The following is a 23,094-nucleotide window of genomic DNA, read 5'->3' as shown; positions in this document are numbered from 1 at the left end:
ATCCGGTGGACCGGCCGCCGGGCGCCGGACGTACCGTGCAGCGGTGGACGAGCGGCGCACCGGGATCCTCTGCGGCCTGGGCGCCTACGGCCTGTGGGGGCTGTTCCCCCTGTACTTCCCGCTGCTCGAGCCGGCCGGCGGCGTGGAGATCGTCGCCCACCGGGTGGTCTGGTCGCTGTTGTTCGTCGCCGTCCTGCTGACCGTCCTGCGCGCCTGGCCGCAGGTGCGCAGCACGGTCACCGACCGCCGCTCGCTGCTCGTGCTGCTCGGCGCCGCGGTGCTGATCGCGGTCAACTGGCTGGTCTTCGTGTACGGGATCAACTCCGGGCACGTGGTGGAGACCTCGCTCGGCTACTTCATCAACCCGCTGGTCAGCGTGCTCCTCGGCGTCGTGGTGTTCGCCGAGCGGCTGCGCCGGCTGCAGTGGGTGGCCGTCGGCACCGCCGCGGTCGCGGTGGGCGTGCTGACCGTCGACTACGGGCGCCCGCCCTGGATCGCCCTGGCGCTGGCGGTCACCTTCGGCCTCTACGGGCTGATGAAGAAGCTGGTGCGCGTCGCGGCGGCCCCGGGCCTGTTCGTGGAGACCGCGCTGGTCGTCGTCCCGGCGGTGGCGGTGCTCGCCGTGCTGCACGCCCGGGGCGACGGGACCGCCGGTACCGCCGGCACCGGCCACCTGCTGCTGCTGCTCAGCTCCGGCGTGGCGACCGCCGTCCCGCTGCTGCTCTTCGCCGGCGCCACCCGGCGCATCCCGCTGTCCACGGTCGGGCTGCTGCAGTACGTCACCCCGCTGATGCAGCTGGCCATCGGCGTGTTCGTCTACGGCGAGCCGATGCCGCCCGCCCGGCTGGCCGGCTTCGTCATCGTCTGGGTCGCGTTGGCCGTCTTCACCGTCGACAGCCTGCGTGCGGCCCGGGCCGGCGCGCGCCGTCGCGCGGCGGAGGTCGCGCCCGCACCGGCCTGAGGAGGACCCCCGCACAGGCTCGCGTCCGGCCCCGTCCAGGGCACCGCCCCGAGCGGAGCGAGGGGTGGGGAGGACGGGGTCCTCCCACGGTGAGGGGGACGGCGTCCCCCTGCCGGCGAGGGGCCCGACGGGAGCGGCCCGGCGACCCCCGGGATGTCGGTGGGCGGGACTACCGTCGGAGGCGTTCCGAAGGAGGACTCCCGTGTCTGCCGAACCAGCTCCCGCGGTCTCCCCGCCGGGGGGCGAGGTGCCCCTTCCCCCGGTGGCCGACCCGTCGACCGACCCCGTGCCCGACCAGGCCCTCCGGCCCGGCGGCCTCACCCGGCGCGAGCACGAGCTGCTCGCCTTCGAGCGGCAGTGGTGGCGCCGGCCGGGCGCCAAGGAGACCGCGATCCGCGACCGCTTCGGCCTGGCCCCGACCCGCTACTACCAGGTGCTCAACGCCCTGGTCGACCGGCCCGCGGCGCTCGAGGCCGACCCGCTGCTCGTCCGGCGGCTGCGCCGGCTGCGCGCCGCGCGCGGGCAGCGGCGATCGTCTCAGTTCCTGGGCAACGAGGGCCGCGGCATCTAGATTTGCTCACCGTGGGCAGGCACGCGGCGCCAGGCGGTGACGGACCGGACCGGGGGAACACCCCGATCCCGCACGGTCGTCGCCGCACCGACGGCCCGCCGGGCCCGCCTCCGGCCGGGTCCGGGCTGAGCGACCACCCCACGGCCCCGAGCCGCAGCCGCGCCGACCGCAGGCGTGACGGGCTGCTCGACGCGGGGGAGGACCCGGGTCGTCGCCGTCCACCGCCGGGCCGGCCGCTGCCCCCTGCCGCGCCACCGCCCGCCACGCCGTCCCGCGCCGCGGCGCCCGCCCGTCCCGCCGTCCCGGTCTCGGCGCGCGGCGCCACCCCGGCCGCGCGACCCGACGTCCCGGTCCGGCCCACGCCGGGCGCCACCCGGGCCGGTGGAGCCCCCGCCCGGCCGGTCCCGGTACCGGTCCCGGTGGGCGTCCCGGCCGGCGCCGCCCCGGCCGCCGCCCGCGAGCCGCGCCGCGCCGAGCCCGCACCGCAGACCCGCATGCGGCTGCCGGTCCCGCCGTCCGCCGCAGCGGCACCCGCGGCCCCGGCCGCGCCGCGCACCACGGTCGCGCCCTTCCAGGCCGTGCCCGCTCCGGAGCCCGCCGACGAGCCCGCGCCGGCACCGGCCCCCGCCGTCCGGACCCCCCGCCGCCGCGCCGCGGACCGGGTGCGTCCCTGGTCCGACGACCCGGCAGTGACGACCGGCTCGCCGGCCGTGACCGCGCGGGACGAGCCCGCGTGGGCAGTCGCCGACGCGCCGCCCGCCGGTGCGCCGGTCCGGGGGGCCGCACCGGGCTACGGCGACTGGACCAGCCCCTCCCGGACCCGCGACGAGCGCCCGGCCCCGCCACCGGCCACCGAGGCGATCCCGGACCGAGCGCCCGCCGGCTCCTCGCGCGCGGCTGCACCGGCCACCGAGGCCATCCCCGACCGGACGCCCGTCCGGGACGACGACGAGGACGACCGGTACGCCGACGACGGGTACGACGACCACGGGGACGACGGGTACGACGACGACCGGCTGGACGAGCGCCGCGGACCCGACACCGGCAGCTCGACCGGCGTGGTGGGCGGTCGCGCCGCCTTCCGCGCCGAGCGCCAGGCGGCGGAGGTCGAGCGGCTCAAGGCAGTCCGCGCGGCCCGGCAGGAGGCCCGTACCTCGCCGGTGCGCCGGGCGGCCATCGGCCTGCTCGCCGTCGCCGTGGTCGCCCTCGTGGTCCTCGGCGTCTACTCCTTCACCTCACCCGAGGCCCAGGAGGCCGCGACCGGCACCACGGCCGCCCCCACCACCTCGGCACCTCCGGCCGTCCCGAGCGCGGCCCTGCCGCCGCTGGAGCTCACCCCGCTGCCCCCGGCCGACGCCGCGCCCGGCGCGCCTGTGCGAGCGCCGGTGACGGTGCTCAACGCGACCGGCGTCTCCGGGCTGGCCGCCGACGTCGCCGCCGAGCTGACCACCGGGGGCTGGGAGTCCGCGGGCACCGGCCCGTACCCGGGCGCCGACATCGCCACGACCACCGTCTACTACACCGAGGGCGACCAGGCGCAGTACGACGCCGCCGTCAAGCTCGTCCAGCAGTTCCCGCAGATCAGCGGGCCGGCGGTGCGCTTCTTCGAGGTCCCCGACGTCTCGGCGCCGGGTCTCGTGGTGGTCACCACCGGCGAGTGGCTGCCCTGACCGCTGCCCGGGTCCCGGCCCGGCTCGCCCACACCCGGAACCCCGGGGCCCGGTCGTCCGTTGGCGGCTCCGTGCGTCCCGTCCGCGGGCCCGTGCGTCCCCGCCCGCGCCCCGGCGCCCGTGCGACGCCAGCTGCCCTGCTCCTGCTGTTCACCCTGGCGCTGGCCGGGCTGCTGCCCCCGGCCCCGGCCGGGGCGGCCGGGGACGTCGCCACCGAGGAGGCGCGGGTCGCCGTCGACGGCGGCGTCGAGCTCGACACCACCCTCTTCCTGCCCGCGGCCGGCGAGCCCGCGCCGGCGGTGGTGCTCGCCCACGGCTTCGGCGGCAGCAAGGACTCGGTGGCCGACGACGCCCGCGACCTCGCCGACCGCGGCTACGTCGTCCTCACGTACTCCGCGCGCGGCTTCGGGGAGAGCACCGGACAGATCGGGCTCAACGCCCCCGACGCCGAGGTGGCCGACCTCTCCGCGCTGCTCGACCGGCTCGCCGAGCGGGACGACGTCCTGCTCGACGCCGCCGGCGACCCACGCGTCGGCATCGCCGGGGCCTCCTACGGCGGGGCCCTGGCGCTGCTCGGCGCCGGCTACGACGACCGCGTCGACGCGATCGCCCCGCAGATCACCTGGCACTCGCTGACCGCAGCCCTGTTCCCCTCGCAGGTGGGCGAGCCGGCCGCCGGCACGGTCGCGGCCACCCCGCAGGCGCCGGACGGCGGGGTCTACAAGCGGCTGTGGTCGGGCCTGTTCTTCGGCGTCGGGTCGGCGCCCACCGGTGGTCTGCTGGGCGCGCTCGGCGGCGGGGACGACCGTGGGGACGGCGCCGCGTCGGGGAGCCTGCCGGCGGACCTCCCGGCCGACCTCGGCTCCCTCGACCCCTCCTCGGTCGACCCCCAGGCCGTGGAGCAGCTGCTCACCTGCGGGCGCTTCACCGCCGAGGTGTGCGCCGCCTACCAGTCGGCGGCGTCCACCGGCACGCTGACCCCTGAGGTCGCCGCCGTGCTCGACCGAGGCAGCCCGGCGACCGTGCTCGACCGGATCGACGCCCCCACGCTGCTGGTCCAGGGCACCCAGGACTCGCTGTTCGGCCTCGGCCAGGCCGACGCCAACGCCCGCGGCATCGCTGCCGACGGCACCCCCGTCAAGGTCGTCTGGTACCAGGGCGGCCACGACGCGCAGGCCTCGGAGCGCACCACCGAGGACCTGCGCGAGCAGGTCGCCGGCTGGTTCGACCGGCACCTGCGGGGTCAGGGGGAGGACCCCGGCACCGGCTTCGAGTTCCCCGCACCCACCGGCGTCACCGCGTCGGTGGGCACCGTGCAGGGCGGCAACCGCACCGTGACCGCGCCGGCCTACCCCGGCCTGGCCGGCACCGGGCCCGCGCAGCGCACCGCCGTCGCCGTCGACGGGTCGCTGCAGCCGGTCGTCACCCCCGCGGGGGGCACGCCGGCCGCGATCACCGTCGTCCCGGGGCTCGGCTCGCTGGCCTCGGCGCTGGCGGGCTCCGCGTTCGAGATCCCCGGCCAGTTCGCCGCCTTCGAGAGCGAGCCGCTGGACGAGGCGGTCGAGGTCGTCGGCGCTCCGACGATCGACCTCGCCGTCGCCTCGCCCGGGGGCTCGGCCACCCTGTTCGCCAAGCTCTACGACGTCGCCCCCGACGGGCAGGCGACGCTGCCGGCGGGCCTGGTCGCGCCGCTGGCGCTGACCGGCTTGTCGCCCGACCCCACCGCGCCCACCACGGTCGGCGTGACGCTGCCGGGGATCGTGCACCGGTTCGAGGCCGGTCACACCATGCGCGTGGTCGTCTCCTCCACCGACCAGGCGTTCGCGCTGCCGGCGCAGGCCGGCGTCTACTCCGTCGCGCTGGCCTCGGGAGGGGACGCCGCCGCGCTCGCCGTCCCGACGGTCGACGGCCGCACCGAGGCCGCCGGCGGCACCTCCCGCTGGTGGGTGCTGCTCGGGGTGCTCGCGGCGCTGGCCCTGCTGGGCTGGCTGGCCGCCGTCCTCTGGGGCCGCCGGCGCCGGAGGCGGGTGTCGGAGGTCGAGCCCGACGGCGAGGACGTGCCGCTGCGCTTCACCGGCGTCACCAAGGCCTACAAGGACGGCTTCGTCGCCGTCCGCGACCTCTCCTTCGAGGTGCGCCGAGGCCAGGTGCTCGGCCTGCTCGGCCCCAACGGCGCGGGCAAGACGACGTCGCTGCGGATGCTCATGGGGCTGATCCGGCCCACCGACGGGCGGATCACCGTCTTCGGCCACGAGATCGGGCCCGGTGCCCCGGTGCTGTCCCGGCTGGGCTCCTTCGTCGAGGGCACCGGACTGCAGCCGCACCTGTCCGGCCGGGACAACCTGCGGCTGTACTGGGCCGCCACCGGCCGTCCCGAGGCGGACGCGCACATGGAGGAGGCGATCGAGGTCGCCGGCCTGGGCGCGGCGCTGGACCGGCCGGTGCGCCGCTACAGCCAGGGCATGCGGCAGCGGGTCGCGATCGCGCAGGCGATGCTCGGCCTGCCCGACCTGCTGGTGCTCGACGAGCCGACCAACGGGCTCGACCCGCCCCAGATCCACGCCATGCGCGCGGTGCTGCGCTCCTACGCCGCGACCGGCCGCACGGTGATCGTGTCCAGCCACCTGCTCAGCGAGATCGAGCAGACCTGCAGCCACGTCGTCGTCATGGCCAAGGGGCAGAAGATCGCCCAGGGCACGGTGGAGGAGCTCGTCGGCACCGGCGGCTCGGTGCTGGTCGGGCTGGCCGACGACGCCGACGCCGGCCGGGCGGCCGCCGTCCTCGCCGGGCTGCCCGGCGTGACGGTGGAGCGCACCGACGAGGGGCTGGTGGCCGACCTCGACGGCACCAGCCGCGCGCGGGCCCTGCAGGAACTGGTGGCCGCGGGCATTGCGGTGGACGCGTTCACCCCGCGGCGCCGGCTGGAGGACGCGTTCCTGCAACTGGTGGGGGAGGGCTCGTGAGCACCAGCCAGCACGTCCAGCCGACGGGCGCGATCGCCGGGTACCGGCCCGAGCGCACCCTGCGGCTGTCGGTCGAGCTGCGCCGCCAGTTCAAGCGCCGGCGCACCCTCGGTGTCTTCGCGCTGATGGTGGCGCTGCCGCTGATCCTGATCGCCGCCCTGCAGCTCGGCGGCACCGAGGAGGCGGAGGAGAACGCCCGGATCAACCTGGTCGACGTCGCGACCGCCAGCGGGCTGAACTTCACGCTGTTCGTGCTGTTTGCGACGACGAGCTTCTTCCTGGTCGTGGTCTACGCGCTGTTCTTCGGCGACACGGTGGCCGCCGAGGCGCAGTGGGGGTCGCTGCGCTACACGCTGGCCACCCCGGTGCCGCGGATGCGGCTGCTCCGGCAGAAGTGGCTGGCCGCCTTCGTGCTCTCGGTCGGTGCCCTGGTCGCCATCGTGGGGACCGCGCTGGTGGCCGGCGGCATCGCCTTCGGCTTCGGCGCGGTCCAGACACCGGTCGGGGTGACGCTCGACCAGGCCGACGGGCTGCTGCGGCTGGCCGGGATGGTCGGCTACCTCGCCGTCCACCTGCTCGTCGTCGGCACGCTGGCGTTCTGGCTTTCCACGGTCACCGACGCGCCGTTGGCCGCGGTCGGCGGGGCGGTGTTCACCCTGTTCGTCTTCGCGATCCTCGAGGAGGTCGAGCAGCTGGGCGCGATCCGCGACTGGTTCCCCACCGCGAACAACTTCGCCTGGACCGACCTGCTGCAGACCCCGGTCGACTCCGGTGACCTGTTCCGCGGCGTCGTCCAGTCGCTGGTCTACGCCGCGGTCTTCACCGCGCTGGCGTTCCGGCACTTCTCCCGCCGCGACGTCACGTCGTGAGGTTGGCCCCGTCCCGAGGCTCGCGCCGAGCTCGCGAGGCGTGAGGAGGACGGGGTCCTTCGAGCGTGCCCCTGCCGCGTTGAGCCCTACCGTCGCACCCTTCGCGGAGCCCTCCGGGCCCCACTCGGGCACGACAGCGCTCCGCGTCACAGCGAGGCGCGGACGGCCTGGGCCCAGCCCTCGCCCATGGGGGCGTCGGTCACCGTCACGTTGGGGACGGCGGCCAGCAGGTCGGCCATCCCGTCGACGGTCGCCCCGTTGGCGGTGATCCACAGCCGGTCGACCGCCGGGGCCATCTCCAGGTCGCTGACGCTGTCGCCGATCGCGACCGCGTCGGCCGGGGTGAGTCCGCGCCGCTGGAGGTCCCAGGCGATCGCCGCGCCCTTGGAGATGCCGCGCGGCATCAGGTGGTAGACCCGCGGCGGCAGCGCCTCGGGCACCAGGGTCATCCGGGACGTCGCCGGGATGGCGCCGTTGTCCTTGAGCGTGAGCCAGCCCGCGCTCCGCTCGGCGAGCTCGGCGTCGACGGCCAGCGGGTCGACCCGGCCGCGCAGCAGCGCGTCGGTGAGGTGGGTGGCGTGCCACGGGGCGTGCCACTCCAGCCGGCCGGGGTGGCGGGCCAGCAGGCCCTCGACGACGCCCAGCTCGGCCATGACCTCCATCGGTGCCCGGCCGGCGTACTGCCCGGGCAGCGCGCCGGTCAGCCGGTGCACGCCGCGGCCGCCGTCCCAGCTCACGACCGAGCCCAGCTCGGCGATGGCGCCGTCGGCGGCGAAGATGCGCGCGGCCTCCACCACCTGCTCGAAGGTGCGGCCGCTGACGAGCACCAGGGCGACGCCGGCGCGGTGCAGGTCGTGCAGGGCGGCGGCCGGGTCGTCGGTCAGGTCGCGGTCGGCGGTGTGCCAGAAGGAGCCCCGCGGCCCGACCATCGTGCCGTCCAGGTCGGTGTAGACGACGCGCGTGCTCACCGGCCCATCCTGGCCCGGACCGGTGCCGCGCCCGCCACGTGGGTAGAGTCGTCGCCGTTCCACTCATCCAGAGGGGCAGAGGGACACGGCCCGACGAAGCCCCGGCAACCGCCGCACCGCGCGTCAGCGCAGCGGAAGGGTGCCAATTCCGTCCCGCGCGGCTCGACGGCCCGACGCGGGGAAGATGAGGAGGTAGTCGTCGCATGACCCTGACCGCTCCGGGCTCCATCCAGGCCGACTCCAGCGCCGGTGGCCCCGTTCCCCCGTGTCCCGCTCGCGGCCTCGTGTGCCGCAACTGCGGCGCGACCTTCGGCCTGATCGCCGAGCACGCCTGCGCCGAGTGCTTCGGCCCGCTGGAGGTCGACTACGACCCCGAGCTGATGCGGGCGGTCACCCGCGAGCAGATCGAGGCCGGGCCGCAGAACATCTGGCGCTACGCCGCGCTGCTGCCCGTCGGCCAGGACCCGGCCGACCGCGTCACCCTCGACCCGGGCATGACGCCGCTGGTCCGCGCCGACCGGCTCGCCGCCGAGCTCGGCCTCACCGGCGGGCTGTGGGTCAAGGACGACTCGGCCAACCCCACGCACTCCTTCAAGGACCGCGTGGTCAGCCTGGCCGCCACCGCGGCGAAGAAGCTCGGCTACACGAAGATCGCGGCCGCCTCGACCGGCAACCTGGCCAACTCCGTGGCCGCGCACGCCGCCCGCGTCGGCCTGCCCTCGTTCGTCTTCATCCCCTCGGACCTCGAGCCGGGCAAGGTCGTCCAGTCGGCGGTCTACGGGCAGACGCTGGTCGCCGTCGAGGGCTCCTACGACGACGTCAACCGGCTGACCAGCGAGCTCGCCGAGACCGACGAGTTCGAGGACACCGCCTTCGTCAACCAGAACGTGCGGCCCTACTACGCCGAGGGCTCCAAGACGATGGGCTACGAGATCGCCGAGCAGCTCGGCTGGCGCATCCCGGCGCAGGTCGTCATCCCGATGGCGTCCGGCTCGCTGCTCACCAAGGTGGACAAGGCGTTCCGCGAGCTCACCACGGCCGGCATCGTCGAGGCCGCGGAGTGGACGGTCTTCGGTGCGCAGTCGGCCGGCTGCGACCCGATCGCCACCGCCTTCGACAACGGTTGGGACGTCGTCAAGCCGGTGAAGCCGACCGGGATCGCCAAGTCGCTCAACATCGGCAACCCCGCCGACGGCCCGTACGCCCTGGACGCCATCCGGCGCACCGGCGGTTCGGTCGGCCGGGTGGACGACGACCAGATCGTGCAGGGCATCCGCGACCTGGCCCGCACCACCGGCGTCTTCGCCGAGACCGCGGGCGGGGTCACCACCGCGGTGCTCCGCCAGCTGGTCGAGGACGGCCGGCTGGACCCGGCGAAGGAGACCGTCGTCCTCAACACCGGCGAGGGCCTCAAGACCCTCGATCCCCTGCTGCCGGTCGTCGGGCCGACCCACCGCGTGTCGCCGGCCCTGTCGTCGGTCCGGGCAGCGGGCCTCATCGGGTGACGCGGTAGGGTCACGGGCGATCCCGCGTTCCGGGGACGAGGTCCCCCGAACCGGTGCGTCGCGGGCGTGAGTCTTCTCTCACCACGCGTTTCGTCCTGTACGTTCTCCGGCGGTTCGGTTCCACGTTCGTGTTCGGCGGGCGGAAGAGCTCGACCCGGCCTCCCTGGTCGGTGGGGGGCCGTCCGCACGCACGAACGTGGGAGCACACGTGGCACAGGGCACCGTGAAGTGGTTCAACGCCGAGAAGGGCTTCGGCTTCATCGCCGTCGACGGCGGTCAGGACGTCTTCGTCCACTACTCGGCCATCCAGATGGACGGGTACAAGAGCCTCGACGAGGGCCAGCGGGTCACCTTCGAGGTCGTCCAGGGCGAGAAGGGTCCGCAGGCCGACGCCGTGCGTTCCGCCTGAGCACACCTCCCCTCGTGCAGCGGCCCGGTTCCCCCCGCGGGAACCGGGCCGTTGCCGTTCCTGCGCGTCCCGGGCGTCCGCCGCCCGCCCGGGCCGGCCGTCCCCGCGGCGCACGCGGTGCTCCTGCTGCTGGTCGAGGTGTCCGGGGTGCTCGGCCTGACCGGCGTCCACCGCCCCGGCCCGGGAACCGGTCGGCTGCGGTCGCCGTCCTCGCCGCCTCCCCGTCCGGCCGGGTGTGGCCGGGCCGCCGGCCGCGATCGGCGCCGTCCGCACCGCCGTCCTGACCGGCATCCCCGACCGACGCTGCGGGAACAGCGGGCCGTCGTCCCCCCGTTCTTGCACTCGGCAGGGGCGAGTGCCAGACTCGGACTGGCACTCGACAGTGCCGAGTGCCAATCAGGTCGGAACGGTGAGGCACTGGTGTGCGGGCCGACGGAGTGCCCGCGCTGCCGGTGTCGTCCGTCGCGGGCGCCGGTCCCGGCCGTGCAGCGATCCATGCATGGAGGACATCACCACATGGCCAAGATGATCGCCTTCGAGGAAGAGGCTCGCCGCGGCCTCGAGCGGGGCATGAACACCCTCGCCGACGCCGTCAAGGTGACCCTCGGTCCCAAGGGCCGCAACGTCGTCCTCGAGAAGAAGTGGGGCGCCCCCACCATCACCAACGATGGTGTGAGCATCGCCAAGGAGATCGAGCTCGAGGACCCGTGGGAGAAGATCGGCGCCGAGCTGGTCAAGGAGGTCGCGAAGAAGACCGACGACGTCGCGGGTGACGGCACCACCACCGCCACCGTGCTCGCCCAGGCGCTCGTCCGCGAGGGTCTGCGCAACGTCGCCGCCGGCGCCAACCCGATGGCCCTGAAGAAGGGCATCGAGAAGGCCGTCGAGTCGGTCACCGAGTACCTCCTCTCGACCGCCAAGGACGTCGAGACCAAGGAGCAGATCGCCGCCACCGCGTCGATCTCCGCCGCCGACACCGCCATCGGTGAGCTCATCGCCGAGGCGATGGACAAGGTCGGCAAGGAAGGCGTCATCACCGTCGAGGAGAGCAACACCTTCGGCCTCGAGCTCGAGCTCACCGAGGGCATGCGCTTCGACAAGGGCTACATCTCGCCCTACTTCGTCACCGACGCCGAGCGCATGGAGGCCGTCCTCGACGACCCGTACGTGCTCGTCGTCAACAGCAAGATCAGCTCGGTGAAGGACCTGCTCCCGCTGCTGGAGAAGGTCATGCAGTCGGGCAAGCCGCTCGCGATCATCGCCGAGGACGTCGAGGGCGAGGCCCTCGCGACCCTGGTGGTCAACAAGATCCGCGGCACCTTCAAGTCGGTCGCCGTCAAGGCCCCCGGCTTCGGCGACCGCCGCAAGGCCATGCTGGCCGACATCGCCATCCTCACCGGTGGCCAGGTCATCAGCGAGGAGGTCGGCCTCAAGCTCGACACGGCCGACGTCTCCCTGCTGGGCCGCGCCCGCAAGGTCGTCGTCACCAAGGACGAGACGACGATCGTCGAGGGTGCCGGTGACAGCGACCAGATCGCCGGCCGGGTGAACCAGATCCGCGCCGAGATCGAGAAGTCGGACTCCGACTACGACCGCGAGAAGCTGCAGGAGCGCCTGGCCAAGCTGGCCGGTGGCGTCGCCGTCATCAAGGCCGGCGCCGCGACCGAGGTCGAGCTCAAGGAGCGCAAGCACCGCATCGAGGACGCGGTGCGCAACGCCAAGGCCGCCGTCGAGGAGGGCATCGTCGCCGGTGGTGGCGTCGCCCTCGCGCAGGCCACCGCCGTCGCGTTCGACAAGCTCGAGCTCGAGGGTGACGAGGCCACCGGTGCCAACATCGTGCGCGTCGCGCTCGAGGCGCCGCTGAAGCAGATCGCCATCAACGCCGGCCTCGAGGGTGGCGTCGTGGCGGAGAAGGTCCGCAACTCCGACACCGGCTGGGGCCTCAACGCCGCCACCGGCGAGTACGTGGACCTGGTCGCCAGCGGGATCATCGACCCCGCCAAGGTGACCCGCTCGGCGCTGCAGAACGCCGCCTCCATCGCGGCGCTCTTCCTCACCACCGAGGCCGTCATCGCCGACAAGCCGGAGAAGGCCGCCCCGGCCATGCCCGGTGGCGACGGTGGCATGGGGGGCATGGACTTCTGATGAAGGACCCCGTCCTCCCCGCCCCTCGCTAGCTCGGGGCGGGGCCCGGGACGGGGCCGTTCCAGTCCGTCACCTGCAGGGGCGGTCCCGCACGCGCGGGGCCGCCCCTGTCGGCGTTGCCGGCTCCACGTCCGGGCGGGATCGCCGATCTCGCCCGGATGGACCACCGGGGGCGAGCGAGAACGCCGATCTCGTCGGGTCCGTCGGTCGAGGTCCGGCTCGGCCGTACCGTGCCGCCGTGGCGGAGGTCCCTGTCGTCGAACCCTGGATGAGCCGGGTGCTCGTCGCGGCACTCGTGGACGTGGGGTGTCCGGAGCCCCGTGCGCGCGAGATCGCCTTCGAGCTGAGGGTCGAGCGTCGACACGGCGAGTGGCTGGCCCTGCTGGTGGGCCACGGGTTCGGCGTCGAGGTGCCGGTCGAGCGCGGTGGGTGGGCGGCCGCGGTGGCCCACCTCGCCGGGAACCTTGCGGCCGACGACGCCGAAGCGGTCGACAGGTCCGCGCGGGGGGAGGCGGGCTGGGTGCCCTTGTGGTCGTAGGTCAGCCGGCGGGGGCGCCTCCGCTGCAGACACAGCGAGGCCAGCCGCGTGGTCACCAGCGCGGAGACGTCGTCCACCCGCCACCTCCCGGGATCGGCACCGGCCCAGCGGGGTCTCCGGGCGGCGGAGGGCCCGCTGCGGCCGAGGTGATCACGACCGGCGTCCGTCGCCGAGCAGCCAGCCGCACGGCTCGGCCAGCGCCTCGGCCTCGACGGGGCCCCACGAGCCCGGCTCGTAGCGGTGCACCTGCGGAGGCCGCTGCTGCAGCGGGGCGAACGCCCGCCAGGCGTGCGCCAGGCCCTCGCTGCTGGTGAACAGCGACCGGTCGCCGACCAGCACGTCGTGCAGCAGCGAGACGTAGGGCGGCAGCGGCGTCCCGCCGGGGACGTCGGCCAGCTGCAGCGTCGCGGTCGCCGTGGCCAGGGCCAGGTCGGGGCCGGGCTCCTTGGCCACCACCTGCAGGTCCACCGCGCCGGACCCGGACAGCGACAGGGAGACGACGTTGCCGTGGCCGGGGGTGTCGGTCACCGGGCCCTCGGGACGGCGCAGCAGCAGGCTGACCCGTTCCTCGCTCGCCGCCATCCGCTTGCCGGTGCGCAGCACGAAGGGGACACCGTGCCAGCGGTCGGTGTCGACCCACAGCCGGGCGGCGACGTAGGTGTCGGTCGTCGAGTCGTCGGCCACGCCCTCGATGTCGGTGTAGCCGTCGAACTGGCCGAGCACCACCTCGTCGGGGTCCAGCGGCCGGAAGGCGGCGAGCACCCCCTCGCGGGCGGCCTGCAGGTCGGCGGGGGAGAAGCTCACCGGCGGCTCCATGGCCACCTCGGCGGCGACCTGGAACAGGTGGGTGACCAGCATGTCGAGGGCCGCGCCGGTGGCGTCGTAGAACTCCGCGCGCCCCGCCACGTCGAGGTCCTCGGGGACGTCGATCTGCACCTGGGCCACGTGGTCGCGGTGCCACACGTGCTCGAACAGCCCGTTGGCGAACCGGAGCACGTGCAGGTCCTGGGTGCCCTCCTTGCCCAGGAAGTGGTCGATGCGGAAGACCTGCTCCTCGGCGAACACCGACAGCACCAGGTCGTCGAGCCCGCGGAAGGTCTCCGGCGTCGTGCCGTAGGGCTTCTCGTAGACCACCCGCGCGCCCTCGGTCAGCCCGTGCTGCCGCAGCGCCCGGGTCATCGGCTCGAACGCCGACGGCGGGACGGCGAGGTAGTGGACGAGCTGTGGCTGCCCGCCCAGCTCGTCGCGCGCCTCGGCGAGGACGTCGAGCAGGCTGCCCGGGTCGTCCTCGGCGAACCCGCCCCCGGCGAAGCGCAGCCGGGCGGCGAACTCCGCCCACGGCCCGTCGGTGCCGCCTTCGTCCAGCGGGCCGAACTCGGTGAGCGCGTCGCGCGCCCGGTCGGCGAACCCGCCGTGCGAGACGTCGCCGCGCCCGTTGCCGACCAGCCGCCAGTCCGCCGGCAGCAGGCCCCGCTGGGCGAGCTCGTAGAAGGCCGGTAGCACCATCCGGTGGGCCAGGTCGCCGGTGGCGCCGTAGAGCACGAACACGGTCGGGGGCAGGTCGGTCACGCGCGTCCTGTGCCCGGGTGGCGGTGGGGTCACGCGTGCAGGCCGAGGGCCCGCCACCGGATGGTGACGGGCCCTCGGGGTGTTCGGTCGTGCTCAGGGCCTCCAGTGCCGCCCTGTCGGGTGCCGCCGGATCAGCGGGACCGGGTGATCGTCGTCTCCACCCTGGCGCCGGAGTCCGAGGTGACGACGATGCGGTTGTTCGTCGGCAGCACCGGACCGTTGCGCAGGTCCACCGTCCAGCTCCCGTCGGCCGCGACCGGGACGTTGAGCTGGATGGTCAGCCCGGTGGTGGTCCGGACGTGCACCCGGTTCGCCGTGGTGTCCTGCGCCGTGCCGTTGACCTTGTACTCCCGCCGGTCGGCGCGGTACTGGGCCCGGCCGACGGTCACCACGTCGTTCGGGACCACCGTCGTCGGGACGTTGAGGCCGAAGGTGCCGGCCGGGCCCCGCAGGTCGCCGGTCCTGGCGAACACCGCGAGGTCGTAGGTGACCCCGTTCACCAGGCCGGTGACCGCGCCGGTGGTGACCGTGCCCACCGGGTTCGTCACCTGCCTCGCCGCGGCGTTCGTGGTGCCGGCAGCCGGGGTGGCCACGATGTCGTAGCCGGTCACCGGGCTGGCCGCGTTGCCCGCCTGCGCCGCCGTCCACTCGAGCGAGGCCCCCTCGTGGGCCGAGGCGACGCGTGTCACCGTCGCCGCGCCCGGTGCCACGGCCGCGGCCGTCGTCACCGTCGCGGTCCCGGCCTCGGCGCTGGTGCCCACCGCGTTGCTGGCGGTCACCGACACGGTGTAGGCCGTGCCTGCGGTCAGCCCGGTCAGGGAGGCCGTGGTGGCCGGGGCCTGCACGGTCACCGCAGCGGGGATCGCTGCACCGGTCGCGTCCGAGGTCACGCTGACCGCGTAGGCGGTCGCGCCGGTCGACGCCGTCCAGCTCACGTCCACGGCACCACTGTCCGCCGCCGTGGCGGTCACGCCCGCCGGGGCCGCCGGGGCCGCCGTCGGGGTCTCGCCGACGGGCCCACCGCCGCCACCGGTGCCGCCACCCGTGCCGCCGCCGGTCGAGGTGCCCGACCCGACCGTGATCGTGCCGAGCGACTGCGCCGACGACCACCGGCCGTTGTAGGCCTCGATCATGATCTCGTAGCTGGCCCCGGCCTCCAGGCCGTCGAGGGAGACGGTGGTCCCGCCGGTCCGCTCCGCGACCTCCTGCTCGGCGTGCGTGCCACCGATCGCGGCCACCCGGTAGCCGGTGACCTCCGAGCCGTCGGCGGGCTGGGCCGGCGTCTGCCACGTGACGTCCACCGAGGTGGAGCCCGCGGCCGAGGACAGCTGAGCGGTCGTCGGCGCGGTGGGCACCTGGCCGTCCGGGCTCGGCGGGCAGCCGCCCATCCCGGGGCCGGGGATCTCCTCGAACTCGTTCTGGGTCAGGCCGAGCGCCGGCTCCTCGCCGGCCATCCACGCCGCGAAGACGTGGTCGCCCGCGAGCACGCGGTCGTAGTCGGCCTCGGTGTAGAGCGTGTAGGTGCCCACGATCTCGCCGGTCGCGGGGTCGGCCGTCGCCGTGGCGTCCCACAGACCGGGCTCGCCGTTGGGGTGCTCCGCGTCCGGGACCAGGCTGATCCCCATCGCCCGGTTGTCGGACAGGCCCGGGTCCTCCCCGGGCGGGGTCTTGTCGTCGTCGTTGTCCGGGTTGACCGTCTCGATGTTGAACCGGGCCGGGTCGAACCACGGGTCCTCGGGGTCGTAGGTGCCCTCGATCGTGACCGTCCCGACTCCCCGGACCCGGTTCTCCGGATCGGTCGGGAGGTTCTGGCCGGCGACGAACCCGCTGCCGGTGACCGAGGTGACCGTGGGGGAGGCGGTGATCGCGGAGTCGGTGAACGCCGCTCCGCTGAAGGAGACCCTGACCTCGTCGCCGGGCTTGATGGTGGGCGTGACCCCGATCCAGCACTCGCCGCCCGGGTGGTTGAACTCCAGGAAGCCGGTCGCGTCCACGGTCCCCACGCCGATGCCGATCACCTGGCCACCCCGGAGCACCTCGACCGTGGCCTCCTGGCCGGCCTGCTCGGCGTAGCCCTCCAGGGCGACCATGCTGCGCTTGTTGAAGATCTCGATGTTGCCGGGGCCGGCCGGAGGGGTGCCTGCCTGGGCACCGCTGGCGAGCGTCACGAGGCCCCCCGTCGCCATGGCGGCCGCGAGGCCCCCGGCGATCAGGCGGGAGTTCCGCTTGCCGGTGGATCGGGACGTTCGCGACGCGGGGGCACCCACAGCTCCGTGCCCACCCCCGCGACCGCCGTGCTGGGTCGGTCGTGTCCTGGTCATCGCCTACTCCGCAGTCGCGCCGCGCCCACACCCACCGTGGGCCGGTCTCGTGGGGGTCACAGTCGTCGCGCATCGGCACCCCAGGCAGCCGTGGGGAGGGGGACCGGATCCCCCCAATCCGGGGGCAGCACGCGGCCGCCCTTCCGCGTCGGCGACCGCCGGGACGGGTAGGCGGCTCCCCGTGGCGGTGGTGATCGGGACGTCGGGCTGGCAGTACCGCGACTGGCGGGGCCGCTTCTACCCGCAGCGTCTGCCCCAGCGGCTGTGGCTGGAGCACCACGCGGCCCACTTCGCGACGGTCGAGAGCAACAACGCCTTCTACCGCTTGCCGGAGCGGGCGACGTTCGAGGCGTGGCGGGCGCGCACCCCGCCCGACGTCCGCTGGGCGGTGAAGGCCAGCCGCTTCCTCACCCACGTCAAGCGGCTGCGGGACCCCGAGGAGCCGGTCGCGCGGCTGGTGGAGCGCGTCGCCGGCCTCGGGAACCGGCTGGCCGCCGTCCTGCTGCAGCTGCCGCCGACGCTCAGGGCCGACCCCGGCCTGCTGCGCGACTGCCTCGCCCAGTTCCCGCCGGGCACCCGCGTGGCGGTCGAACCGCGGCACGACTCCTGGTGGACCGACGAGGTCCGGGCGCTGCTGGAGCGCTTCGACGCCGCGCTGTGCTGGGCGGACCGGGCCGAGCAGCCGGTCGCGCCGCTGTGGCGCACCACCGACTGGGGGTACCTGCGACTGCACACCGGTGCGGAGGGCTGGGCGTACCGCCCGGAGACCCTGCAGGCGTGGGCCGACCGGCTCTCGGCGTCCTACGGGGACTCCGACGTCCTCGTCTACTTCAACAACGACCCGGGTGGGGCGGCGGTCACCGACGCGGTCGTCTTCGCCGAGGCGGTGCGCCGCACCGGCCGGACGCCGACGCGGGTGCCGACCCCCGACCAGGCCTCGGGCGCGGCGTGGTCACCCGCGGGGACACCGCAGGCCGGGACGCCGCTCGCGGGAGCGGGCCCCGGCCTGCCGGAGGGGTGAGGGGTCAGTCGTCGTCGGAGTCGTCGGAGCCGCTGCGCTCGGCCTCGCGCTCGGCGGCCTCGCGTGCCTCCTCCTCGGCCTCGCGCTGGGCCTCGGCGGCCTCCTCGGCGGCGCGCTGCGCCTGCTCGCGGGCCTCTTCCTCGGCCTCGCGCTGGGCCTCGGCGGCCTCCTCGGCGGCCTCGCGGGCGTCTTCCTCGGCCTCGCGCTGGGCCTCGGCAGCCTCCTGCGCGGCCTCGCGGGCCTCCTCCTGGGCCTCCTCGGCGGCCTCGCGCGCCTCCTCGGCCGCCCGCGCGGCCGCGTCCTCGCGGCCGCGCTGGTTCTGCTGCTGGCCGGGGGCGGAACTCTCCTCGGGCGAGTCGTCGGTGCCGGGGGCGTCGCCGGGGCCCTGGTCGGGGGTGCCGTCGTCGTCCGGGCCGTCCTCGGGCGAGTCGTCGGTGCCCGGGGCGTCGCCGGGACCCTGGTCGGGGGTGCCGTCGTCGTCGGCCGAGTCCGGCAGGTCGAAGGGGGAGACCACCTCGACCGCGCTCGCGACGGTGTCCTGCACCGGCGCCGGGAGGACCCCGGCGGCGCCGGCTCCCGTCACGCCGGCGACGGCGATGCCGAGGCCGGCCACGGCCTGGCTGACGGTGGAGGCGGCCGCCACCTTGGCGGCGAGGGCGGCGAGGCCTTCGATCAGGAACACGCGGAGCTCCGGTCGGGTCGGTGGCGACCGGCCGGGCGGGCGGTCGCTGTGACCATCGGCACGGCCCGCGACGACTTGAGGCAGACCACCCGACCGGGTGGGGTCACCCCAGCGCGTGCGGGTCCTCCGCGTGCCGCACACCCAGCTGCTCGGCCGCCTGCCCGAGGACGGTCTGCACGGCGAGGGTGTCGGCCAGCGGCATGACGGCGCTCTCCGTCCGCCCCGCCCGTAGGCACCCGGTCACCTCGGCCAGCTCGTGGGCGTAGCCGGTGCCCGACGGCGGCAGCGTGACCTCCTCGGGCTCGGCGCCGGAGCGGTGCAGCACGATCGTCCGCGGGTGGTGGAACCGGGGCAGGACGTCGATCCAGCCCGCCGTCCCGAAGACCCGGGCCTGGCCGGGCGTCGGGTACCGCAGCGAGGTGGTCAGCGTGGCCGACCGGCCGTCGGCGTAGCCCAGCAGCAGGGCGGCCTCGGCGTCGACGCCGGTGGGGAACAGCGAGCCGGTCGCGGTGACCGTGTCGGGGTCGCCGAGCAGCATCTGGGCGAAGGAGACGACGTAGACGCCCAGGTCGAGCAGCGCGCCGCCGCCGAGCTCCCGGGCGAACAGCCGGTCGGCCGGGTCGTACTCGCGGGCCACGCCCAGGTCGGCCTGGACCGAGCGGACCTCGCCGATCGCGCCGTCGTCCACCAGCTCCCGCAGCCGGACGACGGCCGGCTGGAAGCGGGTCCACATCGCCTCCATGACGAAGACGCCGCGCTCGCGGGCCCGCCCGACGACCTCCCGCGCGCCCTCGGTGGTGGCGGTGAACGCCTTCTCCACCAGCAGTGCCTTCCCGGCGTCGATGGCGGCGAGGGCGACCGCGCAGTGCTGCGGGTGCGGGGTCGCCACGTACAGGACGTCGACGTCCGGGTCGGCCAGGATCTCGGCGTAGGAGCCGTGGGCCCGCTCGAGGCCGTGCCGCTGGGCGAAGGCCGCCGCGCGGTCGGCCGAGCGGGAGGCGACCGCCACCGGCCGGGCGCCGGGCACGTGTGCGAAGTCGGCCATCACGTTCCCGGCGATGCGGCCCGGTCCGACCACACCCCAGCGGATCTCGTCGCTCACCGGCACGACGCTAGTGCGGCGGGCAGACTGACGCCGTGGCGGTGCTGATCGACCCCCCGGTGTGGCCGTGGCGCGGGCGGCGCTGGTCGCACCTGGTCAGCGACGTCTCCTACGACGAGCTGCACGCCTTCGTCGGCGCGGAGCTGGGCATCCCGCGGCGGGCGTTCCAGGGCGACCACTACGACGTCCCCGACGAGCTCTACGACGCGGCGGTGGCCGCGGGGGCGACGCCGGTCGGCGCGCGGGAGCTGCTCGCCCGGCTGATGGGCGCCGGGCTGAGGGTCAAGAAGCGCCGGATCGCGCCCTGAGGAGCGCCAGCTCCGCGGCGAGGTTGGCCCGCGCCCGCGGCGTCCACTCGCCGGCGACGGCCGGCAGCCGGTACAGCGCCGGCAGCGCCAGCAACTGGTCCAGGACGGCGGTGCGCCCGGCGGTGAACTCGGCGTCGGAGAGGTGCCCGTACTCCTCCCGCACGGCCGAGGCGTAGGCGGCGTAGGTCTCCGGCGGCCCGGCCAGCACCGCGAGGTCGGCGTCGCAGAGCACCGCGCCGTTCGCGTCGTCCGGCGCCGGGTCGTGCCCGGCGGTCAGCAGCACCAGCCGGGCCACCTCCTCGACCCGTTCCGGCGGCACCAGCCCGCGCAGCCCGGCGCGCGCCCGCTCGGCGCTGACCTCTTCGTTGTCGCCGCGGCGGGGGTCGTAGACGACGTCGTGGTACCAGGCGGCCAGCCGGACGGCGGCGGGATCGGTGGCGGCGCCGGCCAGCTCACCGACCAGTCCGAGGACGGCGGCCAGGTGCGCGAGGTCGTGGTAGCGGCGGTGCGGCTCGCTCCAGGCGGCGACGACCGCGGCCCACTCGGTGCGGGAGGTGGGGGACTCTCCGGCCAGCTCCGCCCAGGCCTCGAACCCGACGAGACTCATGCGACCCCGCAGGTGCGCAGGGTCAGCAGCGCGAACGCCCGCGCGGCGGTGACCAGCTCGTCGACCGGGACCCGCTCCAGCGGCCCGTGCGCCAGGTGCAGGTCGCCGGGGCCGTAGTGCAGGGTCGGCACCCCGGCGGCGGCGTAGAGCCGCAGGTCGCTGCCGGCGGGGATCGCCCGTTCGGGCGGCACCCCGCCGCCGGTGTCGGCGACCGCGCGCTGGACGGCGGGCAGCAGGGGGTGGCCCGCCGGGAGCGAGCCGCTGGCGAAGGCGCCACCGGTCCAGGTCAGGCGCACCGGGTGCTCGGCCAGCCACGGGTCGGCGGCGCAGATCGCGGCCAGCCGCCGCTCGAACGCCGTCCGGGCCTCCGCGACCGGCTCGCCGAGCCGCACGCCGTAGCGGCCCTCGGCGACGAGCAGGTCGGGCACCGAGCTGGCCCAGTCACCGGCCCGCACCCGCCCGATGCTGATCCCGTAGGGGTACGGCGCGCCGCCGAAGCGCGGGTCCGCGCCGGCCTGCCGCTCGGCCTCGAACGTCCGCAGCCCGGCGTGCACGTCGGTGAACTTCTCGACCGCGCTCACCCCGCGGTCGCGGTGGGCGGCGTGCGCGGCGTGGCCGGTGACCTCGAGGCGGAAGGTCAGCGCTCCGGCGTTGGCGGTGACCACGGCGCCGGCGGTCGGCTCGGGGATCACGCACAGCTCGCCGCCGTGCCCACGCCGCAGGGTGGCCCACGCGCCCAGGCCGCCGTCCTCCTCGCCGACGACGGCGTGCACCGCGACCGGCCGGGCCAGCCGCACCCCCGCCGTCCGGACGGCGGACAGCGCGGCGAGGACGGCGACGACACCGGCCTTCATGTCGCAGGACCCGCGGCCGTGCACGGCCCCGCCGGCCACGCGCGGGTCGAACGGGTCGGCCGGCCACAGCGACCGGTCGCCGGGCGGGACGACGTCGGTGTGCCCGGCGAACACCAGCGCGGGCAGGCCCTCTGCAGCGGCCGGGACGGTGCCGACCACGCCCCACGCCTCGGTGCGCACCACCTCCTGGCCCGGGGCGTCGGGAGCCGTGGCCGCGGCGTCGAGGTCGATCGGCCAGCGGTCGACGGCGCAGCCGAGCTCCTCCAGCCAGTCACCCACCCGGTGCTGGACCTCGCTCTCGGCGGCGGTCCCGCCGACCGAGGGGAGGGCCACCAGGTCCCGCAGGCGGGCGACCGCCCAGGCCTCGTCGACGGCGGACAGCACGCGCGCCTCGGCGGAGGTCAGGTCGGCCACGGGTGGAGTCTGGCAGGGCTCCGGAGGGGCCGAACTCCCCCGCCCCGGCCCGTGTGAGGGGGCTCGGGCGGGGGTAGCGTGGACAGCGTCCGGGCCGGGTGCATCGTGCCCCCGGGTGCCATTTGGTTACGCCTTCACGGAACACCGCCCCGACTCCGGTCGGGGGCCTGGAGCCGCGTTGTGCATCTCGCCGCGAGGCGGCCGTCGCCCGGTCCGGACCCCATCCCGTCGTGCCGACGACGCCGCCCCGTCCTACGGTCGACCCCTGGACCGAGGGTGGGAGTGGCGATGGCCGGAGCAGTGCAGCAGGCACAGGGGACGACGGAGGAGCGGCACCGATTGCCGGTGAAGACGCTCGTCTCGGCGAGCATCGGCAACGCCGTCGAGTGGTTCGACTGGACGGTCTACGCCACCTTCGTCGTCTACTTCGCCGGGCAGTTCTTCCCGGCTGAGAACCGGGCGCTGGCGCTGATCGGGGCGACGTCGACCTACGCGCTGGCCTTCTTCTTCCGGCCGCTGGGCGGCATCCTGCTCGGCCGGTTCGCCGACCTGCGCGGCCGCAAGGCGGGGATGCTGCTCACCATCCTGCTGATGGCCGGCGGCTCGATGGTCATCGCGATCCTGCCGACCTACGAGCAGGTGGGCTGGCTGGCGCCGATCCTGCTGCTGCTCGCCCGCATCGCCCAGGGCATGTCGCTGGGCGGTGAGGTCTCCAGCGCGTCGGCGTACCTGGGGGAGATCGCACCCCCGGCGCACCGCGGGCGGTACTCGGCGTTCTTCTACATCTCCACCGGGTCGGCGCTGCTGGCAGCGTCCCTCCTCGGCGTCCTGCTGACCAGCACGCTCAGCGAGGACCAGCTGCAGTCCTACGGCTGGCGGATCGCCTTCTTCATCGGTGGCGTGCTGGGCCTCCTCGGCATGTGGCTGCGCCGCTCGCTGGTCGAGACCGAGCAGTTCGAGGAGAACGCGGCCAAGGCCCGGGCCACCAAGCACCCGCTGTGGCAGACGGTCCGGCACCACCCGAAGGCCGTGCTCCAGCTGATCGCGATCACGCTGCTCAACACGCTGTCCTACTACACGTTCTTCAGCGCGCTGACCCCGTTCGCGATCAACTTCCGGGACGCCGACGGGACCGACGTCTTCCTCGCACTCTCGATCGGCACCACGCTGTTCGTGGCGCTGTGCTACCCGTTCGGGGCGCTGTCGGACCGCTTCGGCCGCAAGCCGCAGCTGCTGGTCTGGTCGGGCGCCTACGCGCTGCTCATCGTGCCGCTGTCCTTCCTGGTGCAGGACAACCTGTTCTCGCTGATCGTCGTCTTCTGCACGGGACTGGGTCTCTACGCCCTCATGGCCTCGATCGCGCCGGCGATCATGAGCGAGCTGTTCCCCACCGAGCTGCGGGCCACCGGGATCGGTGCCTGGTACAACCTCACGGTCGCCACGTTCGGCGGCACCGCGCCGCTGGTCATCGTCTGGCTGTCCAACAACGACCGCCCGCTGTGGTTCTTCTGGTACGTGGCGGTCGCGGCGGTGATCTCGTTCCTGGTCATCCTCACCACCCTGCGCGAGACCAAGGGCACCGACCTGCGCTGAGCAGCGGCCCCCACGGACGACGCG

At 75.1% G+C, this 23,094-nt stretch carries 19 protein-coding genes and 1 riboswitch; of the genes, 12 read left to right on the top strand and 7 right to left on the bottom strand.

Translation table 11 applies throughout. The annotated features are described in order from the left end of the window. Nucleotides 1-43 precede the first annotated feature (43 nt). The 5 genes from rarD (at nt 44) to BLR12_RS02445 (ending at nt 7,034) form a co-directional block, all read left to right on the top strand. A complete protein-coding gene (rarD, locus tag BLR12_RS02465) occupies nt 44-961 on the top strand; it encodes an EamA family transporter RarD (protein ID WP_091372964.1) in 918 nt (305 codons plus the stop codon). Nucleotides 962-1,223: 262 nt separating this feature from the next. Further along, nucleotides 1,224-1,532, top strand: a complete 309-nt coding sequence (locus BLR12_RS02460; RefSeq protein ID WP_255363248.1) for a DUF3263 domain-containing protein — start codon at nt 1,224-1,226, stop codon at nt 1,530-1,532. 419 nt (nt 1,533-1,951) lie between these two features. Then, nucleotides 1,952-3,202 (top strand): LytR C-terminal domain-containing protein, encoded by a 1,251-nt coding sequence (locus BLR12_RS02455; protein ID WP_091372958.1) that lies wholly within the window; start codon nt 1,952-1,954, stop codon nt 3,200-3,202. 92 nt (nt 3,203-3,294) lie between these two features. Beyond that, a complete protein-coding gene (locus BLR12_RS02450) occupies nt 3,295-6,165 on the top strand; it encodes an alpha/beta fold hydrolase (protein ID WP_255363247.1) in 2,871 nt (956 codons plus the stop codon). Beyond that, complete coding sequence (locus tag BLR12_RS02445; RefSeq protein ID WP_091372955.1) at nt 6,162-7,034, top strand: ABC transporter permease; 873 nt, start codon at nt 6,162-6,164, stop codon at nt 7,032-7,034. The genes BLR12_RS02450 and BLR12_RS02445 overlap by 4 nt, the downstream gene beginning before the upstream one ends. A gap of 146 nt (nt 7,035-7,180) precedes the next feature. Here BLR12_RS02445 and BLR12_RS02440 read toward each other — a convergent pair whose 3' ends face one another. After that, on the bottom strand, nt 7,181-8,002 hold the full coding sequence (locus tag BLR12_RS02440) for an HAD family hydrolase (protein WP_091372952.1): 822 nt from the start codon (nt 8,000-8,002) through the stop codon (nt 7,181-7,183). Nucleotides 8,003-8,062: 60 nt separating this feature from the next. Further along, a riboswitch (SAM riboswitch) is annotated at nt 8,063-8,193 on the top strand. Nucleotides 8,194-8,205: 12 nt separating this feature from the next. On the opposite strand from BLR12_RS02440, the gene thrC reads away from it, so the two are divergent. The 4 genes from thrC to BLR12_RS02420 all read left to right on the top strand — a co-directional run bounded on the left by thrC (nt 8,206) and on the right by BLR12_RS02420 (nt 12,599). Then, nucleotides 8,206-9,507: a threonine synthase gene (gene thrC, locus BLR12_RS02435; RefSeq protein WP_218120509.1), complete on the top strand. Its 1,302-nt coding sequence runs from the start codon at nt 8,206-8,208 to the stop codon at nt 9,505-9,507. Nucleotides 9,508-9,715: 208 nt separating this feature from the next. Then, nucleotides 9,716-9,916: a cold-shock protein gene (locus BLR12_RS02430; protein WP_012946987.1), complete on the top strand. Its 201-nt coding sequence runs from the start codon at nt 9,716-9,718 to the stop codon at nt 9,914-9,916. Between the two features lie 516 nt (nt 9,917-10,432). After that, on the top strand, nt 10,433-12,061 hold the full coding sequence (gene groL / locus BLR12_RS02425) for a chaperonin GroEL (RefSeq protein ID WP_091372950.1): 1,629 nt from the start codon (nt 10,433-10,435) through the stop codon (nt 12,059-12,061). Nucleotides 12,062-12,299: 238 nt separating this feature from the next. Then, nucleotides 12,300-12,599 carry a hypothetical protein gene (locus BLR12_RS02420; RefSeq protein WP_091372947.1) on the top strand — a complete coding sequence of 100 codons (300 nt, stop codon included), beginning with the start codon at nt 12,300-12,302 and terminating at the stop codon, nt 12,597-12,599. A gap of 150 nt (nt 12,600-12,749) precedes the next feature. Here BLR12_RS02420 and BLR12_RS02415 read toward each other — a convergent pair whose 3' ends face one another. Together BLR12_RS02415 and BLR12_RS02410 are read right to left on the bottom strand one after the other, a co-directional pair. Continuing rightward, nucleotides 12,750-14,168 carry a glucose-6-phosphate dehydrogenase gene (locus BLR12_RS02415; protein WP_091372944.1) on the bottom strand — a complete coding sequence of 473 codons (1,419 nt, stop codon included), beginning with the start codon at nt 14,166-14,168 and terminating at the stop codon, nt 12,750-12,752. 131 nt (nt 14,169-14,299) lie between these two features. Next, nucleotides 14,300-16,336 carry a fibronectin type III domain-containing protein gene (locus tag BLR12_RS02410; protein WP_176832308.1) on the bottom strand — a complete coding sequence of 679 codons (2,037 nt, stop codon included), beginning with the start codon at nt 16,334-16,336 and terminating at the stop codon, nt 14,300-14,302. A gap of 334 nt (nt 16,337-16,670) precedes the next feature. Between BLR12_RS02410 and BLR12_RS02405 the strand changes: the two genes are divergently transcribed. After that, nucleotides 16,671-17,510, top strand: a complete 840-nt coding sequence (locus BLR12_RS02405) for a DUF72 domain-containing protein (protein WP_091372939.1) — start codon at nt 16,671-16,673, stop codon at nt 17,508-17,510. 4 nt (nt 17,511-17,514) lie between these two features. Here the strand turns inward: BLR12_RS02405 and BLR12_RS02400 are convergent, their stop codons facing one another. Together BLR12_RS02400 and BLR12_RS02395 are read right to left on the bottom strand one after the other, a co-directional pair. After that, nucleotides 17,515-18,192, bottom strand: coding sequence for a hypothetical protein (locus BLR12_RS02400; protein WP_091372936.1), 678 nt, complete (start codon nt 18,190-18,192; stop codon nt 17,515-17,517). 103 nt (nt 18,193-18,295) lie between these two features. After that, nucleotides 18,296-19,294 (bottom strand): Gfo/Idh/MocA family protein, encoded by a 999-nt coding sequence (locus BLR12_RS02395; protein WP_091372933.1) that lies wholly within the window; start codon nt 19,292-19,294, stop codon nt 18,296-18,298. Between the two features lie 35 nt (nt 19,295-19,329). Between BLR12_RS02395 and BLR12_RS02390 the strand changes: the two genes are divergently transcribed. Further along, nucleotides 19,330-19,602, top strand: a complete 273-nt coding sequence (locus BLR12_RS02390; protein ID WP_091372931.1) for a DUF4031 domain-containing protein — start codon at nt 19,330-19,332, stop codon at nt 19,600-19,602. Here the strand turns inward: BLR12_RS02390 and BLR12_RS02385 are convergent. Then, nucleotides 19,577-20,209 (bottom strand): HD domain-containing protein, encoded by a 633-nt coding sequence (locus tag BLR12_RS02385; RefSeq protein ID WP_091372928.1) that lies wholly within the window; start codon nt 20,207-20,209, stop codon nt 19,577-19,579. The two genes, BLR12_RS02390 and BLR12_RS02385, sit on opposite strands and share 26 nt — an antisense overlap. Then, on the bottom strand, nt 20,206-21,477 hold the full coding sequence (locus BLR12_RS02380) for an ArgE/DapE family deacylase (RefSeq protein ID WP_091372926.1): 1,272 nt from the start codon (nt 21,475-21,477) through the stop codon (nt 20,206-20,208). Before BLR12_RS02380 ends, BLR12_RS02385 begins: the two co-directional genes overlap by 4 nt. A gap of 288 nt (nt 21,478-21,765) precedes the next feature. On the opposite strand from BLR12_RS02380, the gene BLR12_RS02375 reads away from it, so the two are divergent. Further along, a complete protein-coding gene (locus BLR12_RS02375) occupies nt 21,766-23,070 on the top strand; it encodes an MFS transporter (RefSeq protein ID WP_091374245.1) in 1,305 nt (434 codons plus the stop codon). Nucleotides 23,071-23,094: the final 24 nt, after the last annotated feature.

It is taken from the genome of Geodermatophilus sp. DSM 45219, assembly GCF_900104025.1.
GTDB lineage: Bacteria > Actinomycetota > Actinomycetes > Mycobacteriales > Geodermatophilaceae > Geodermatophilus.
The sequence above is the reverse complement of the archived record's forward strand: the minus strand, read 5'-3'. Positions and strand labels throughout refer to the sequence as shown.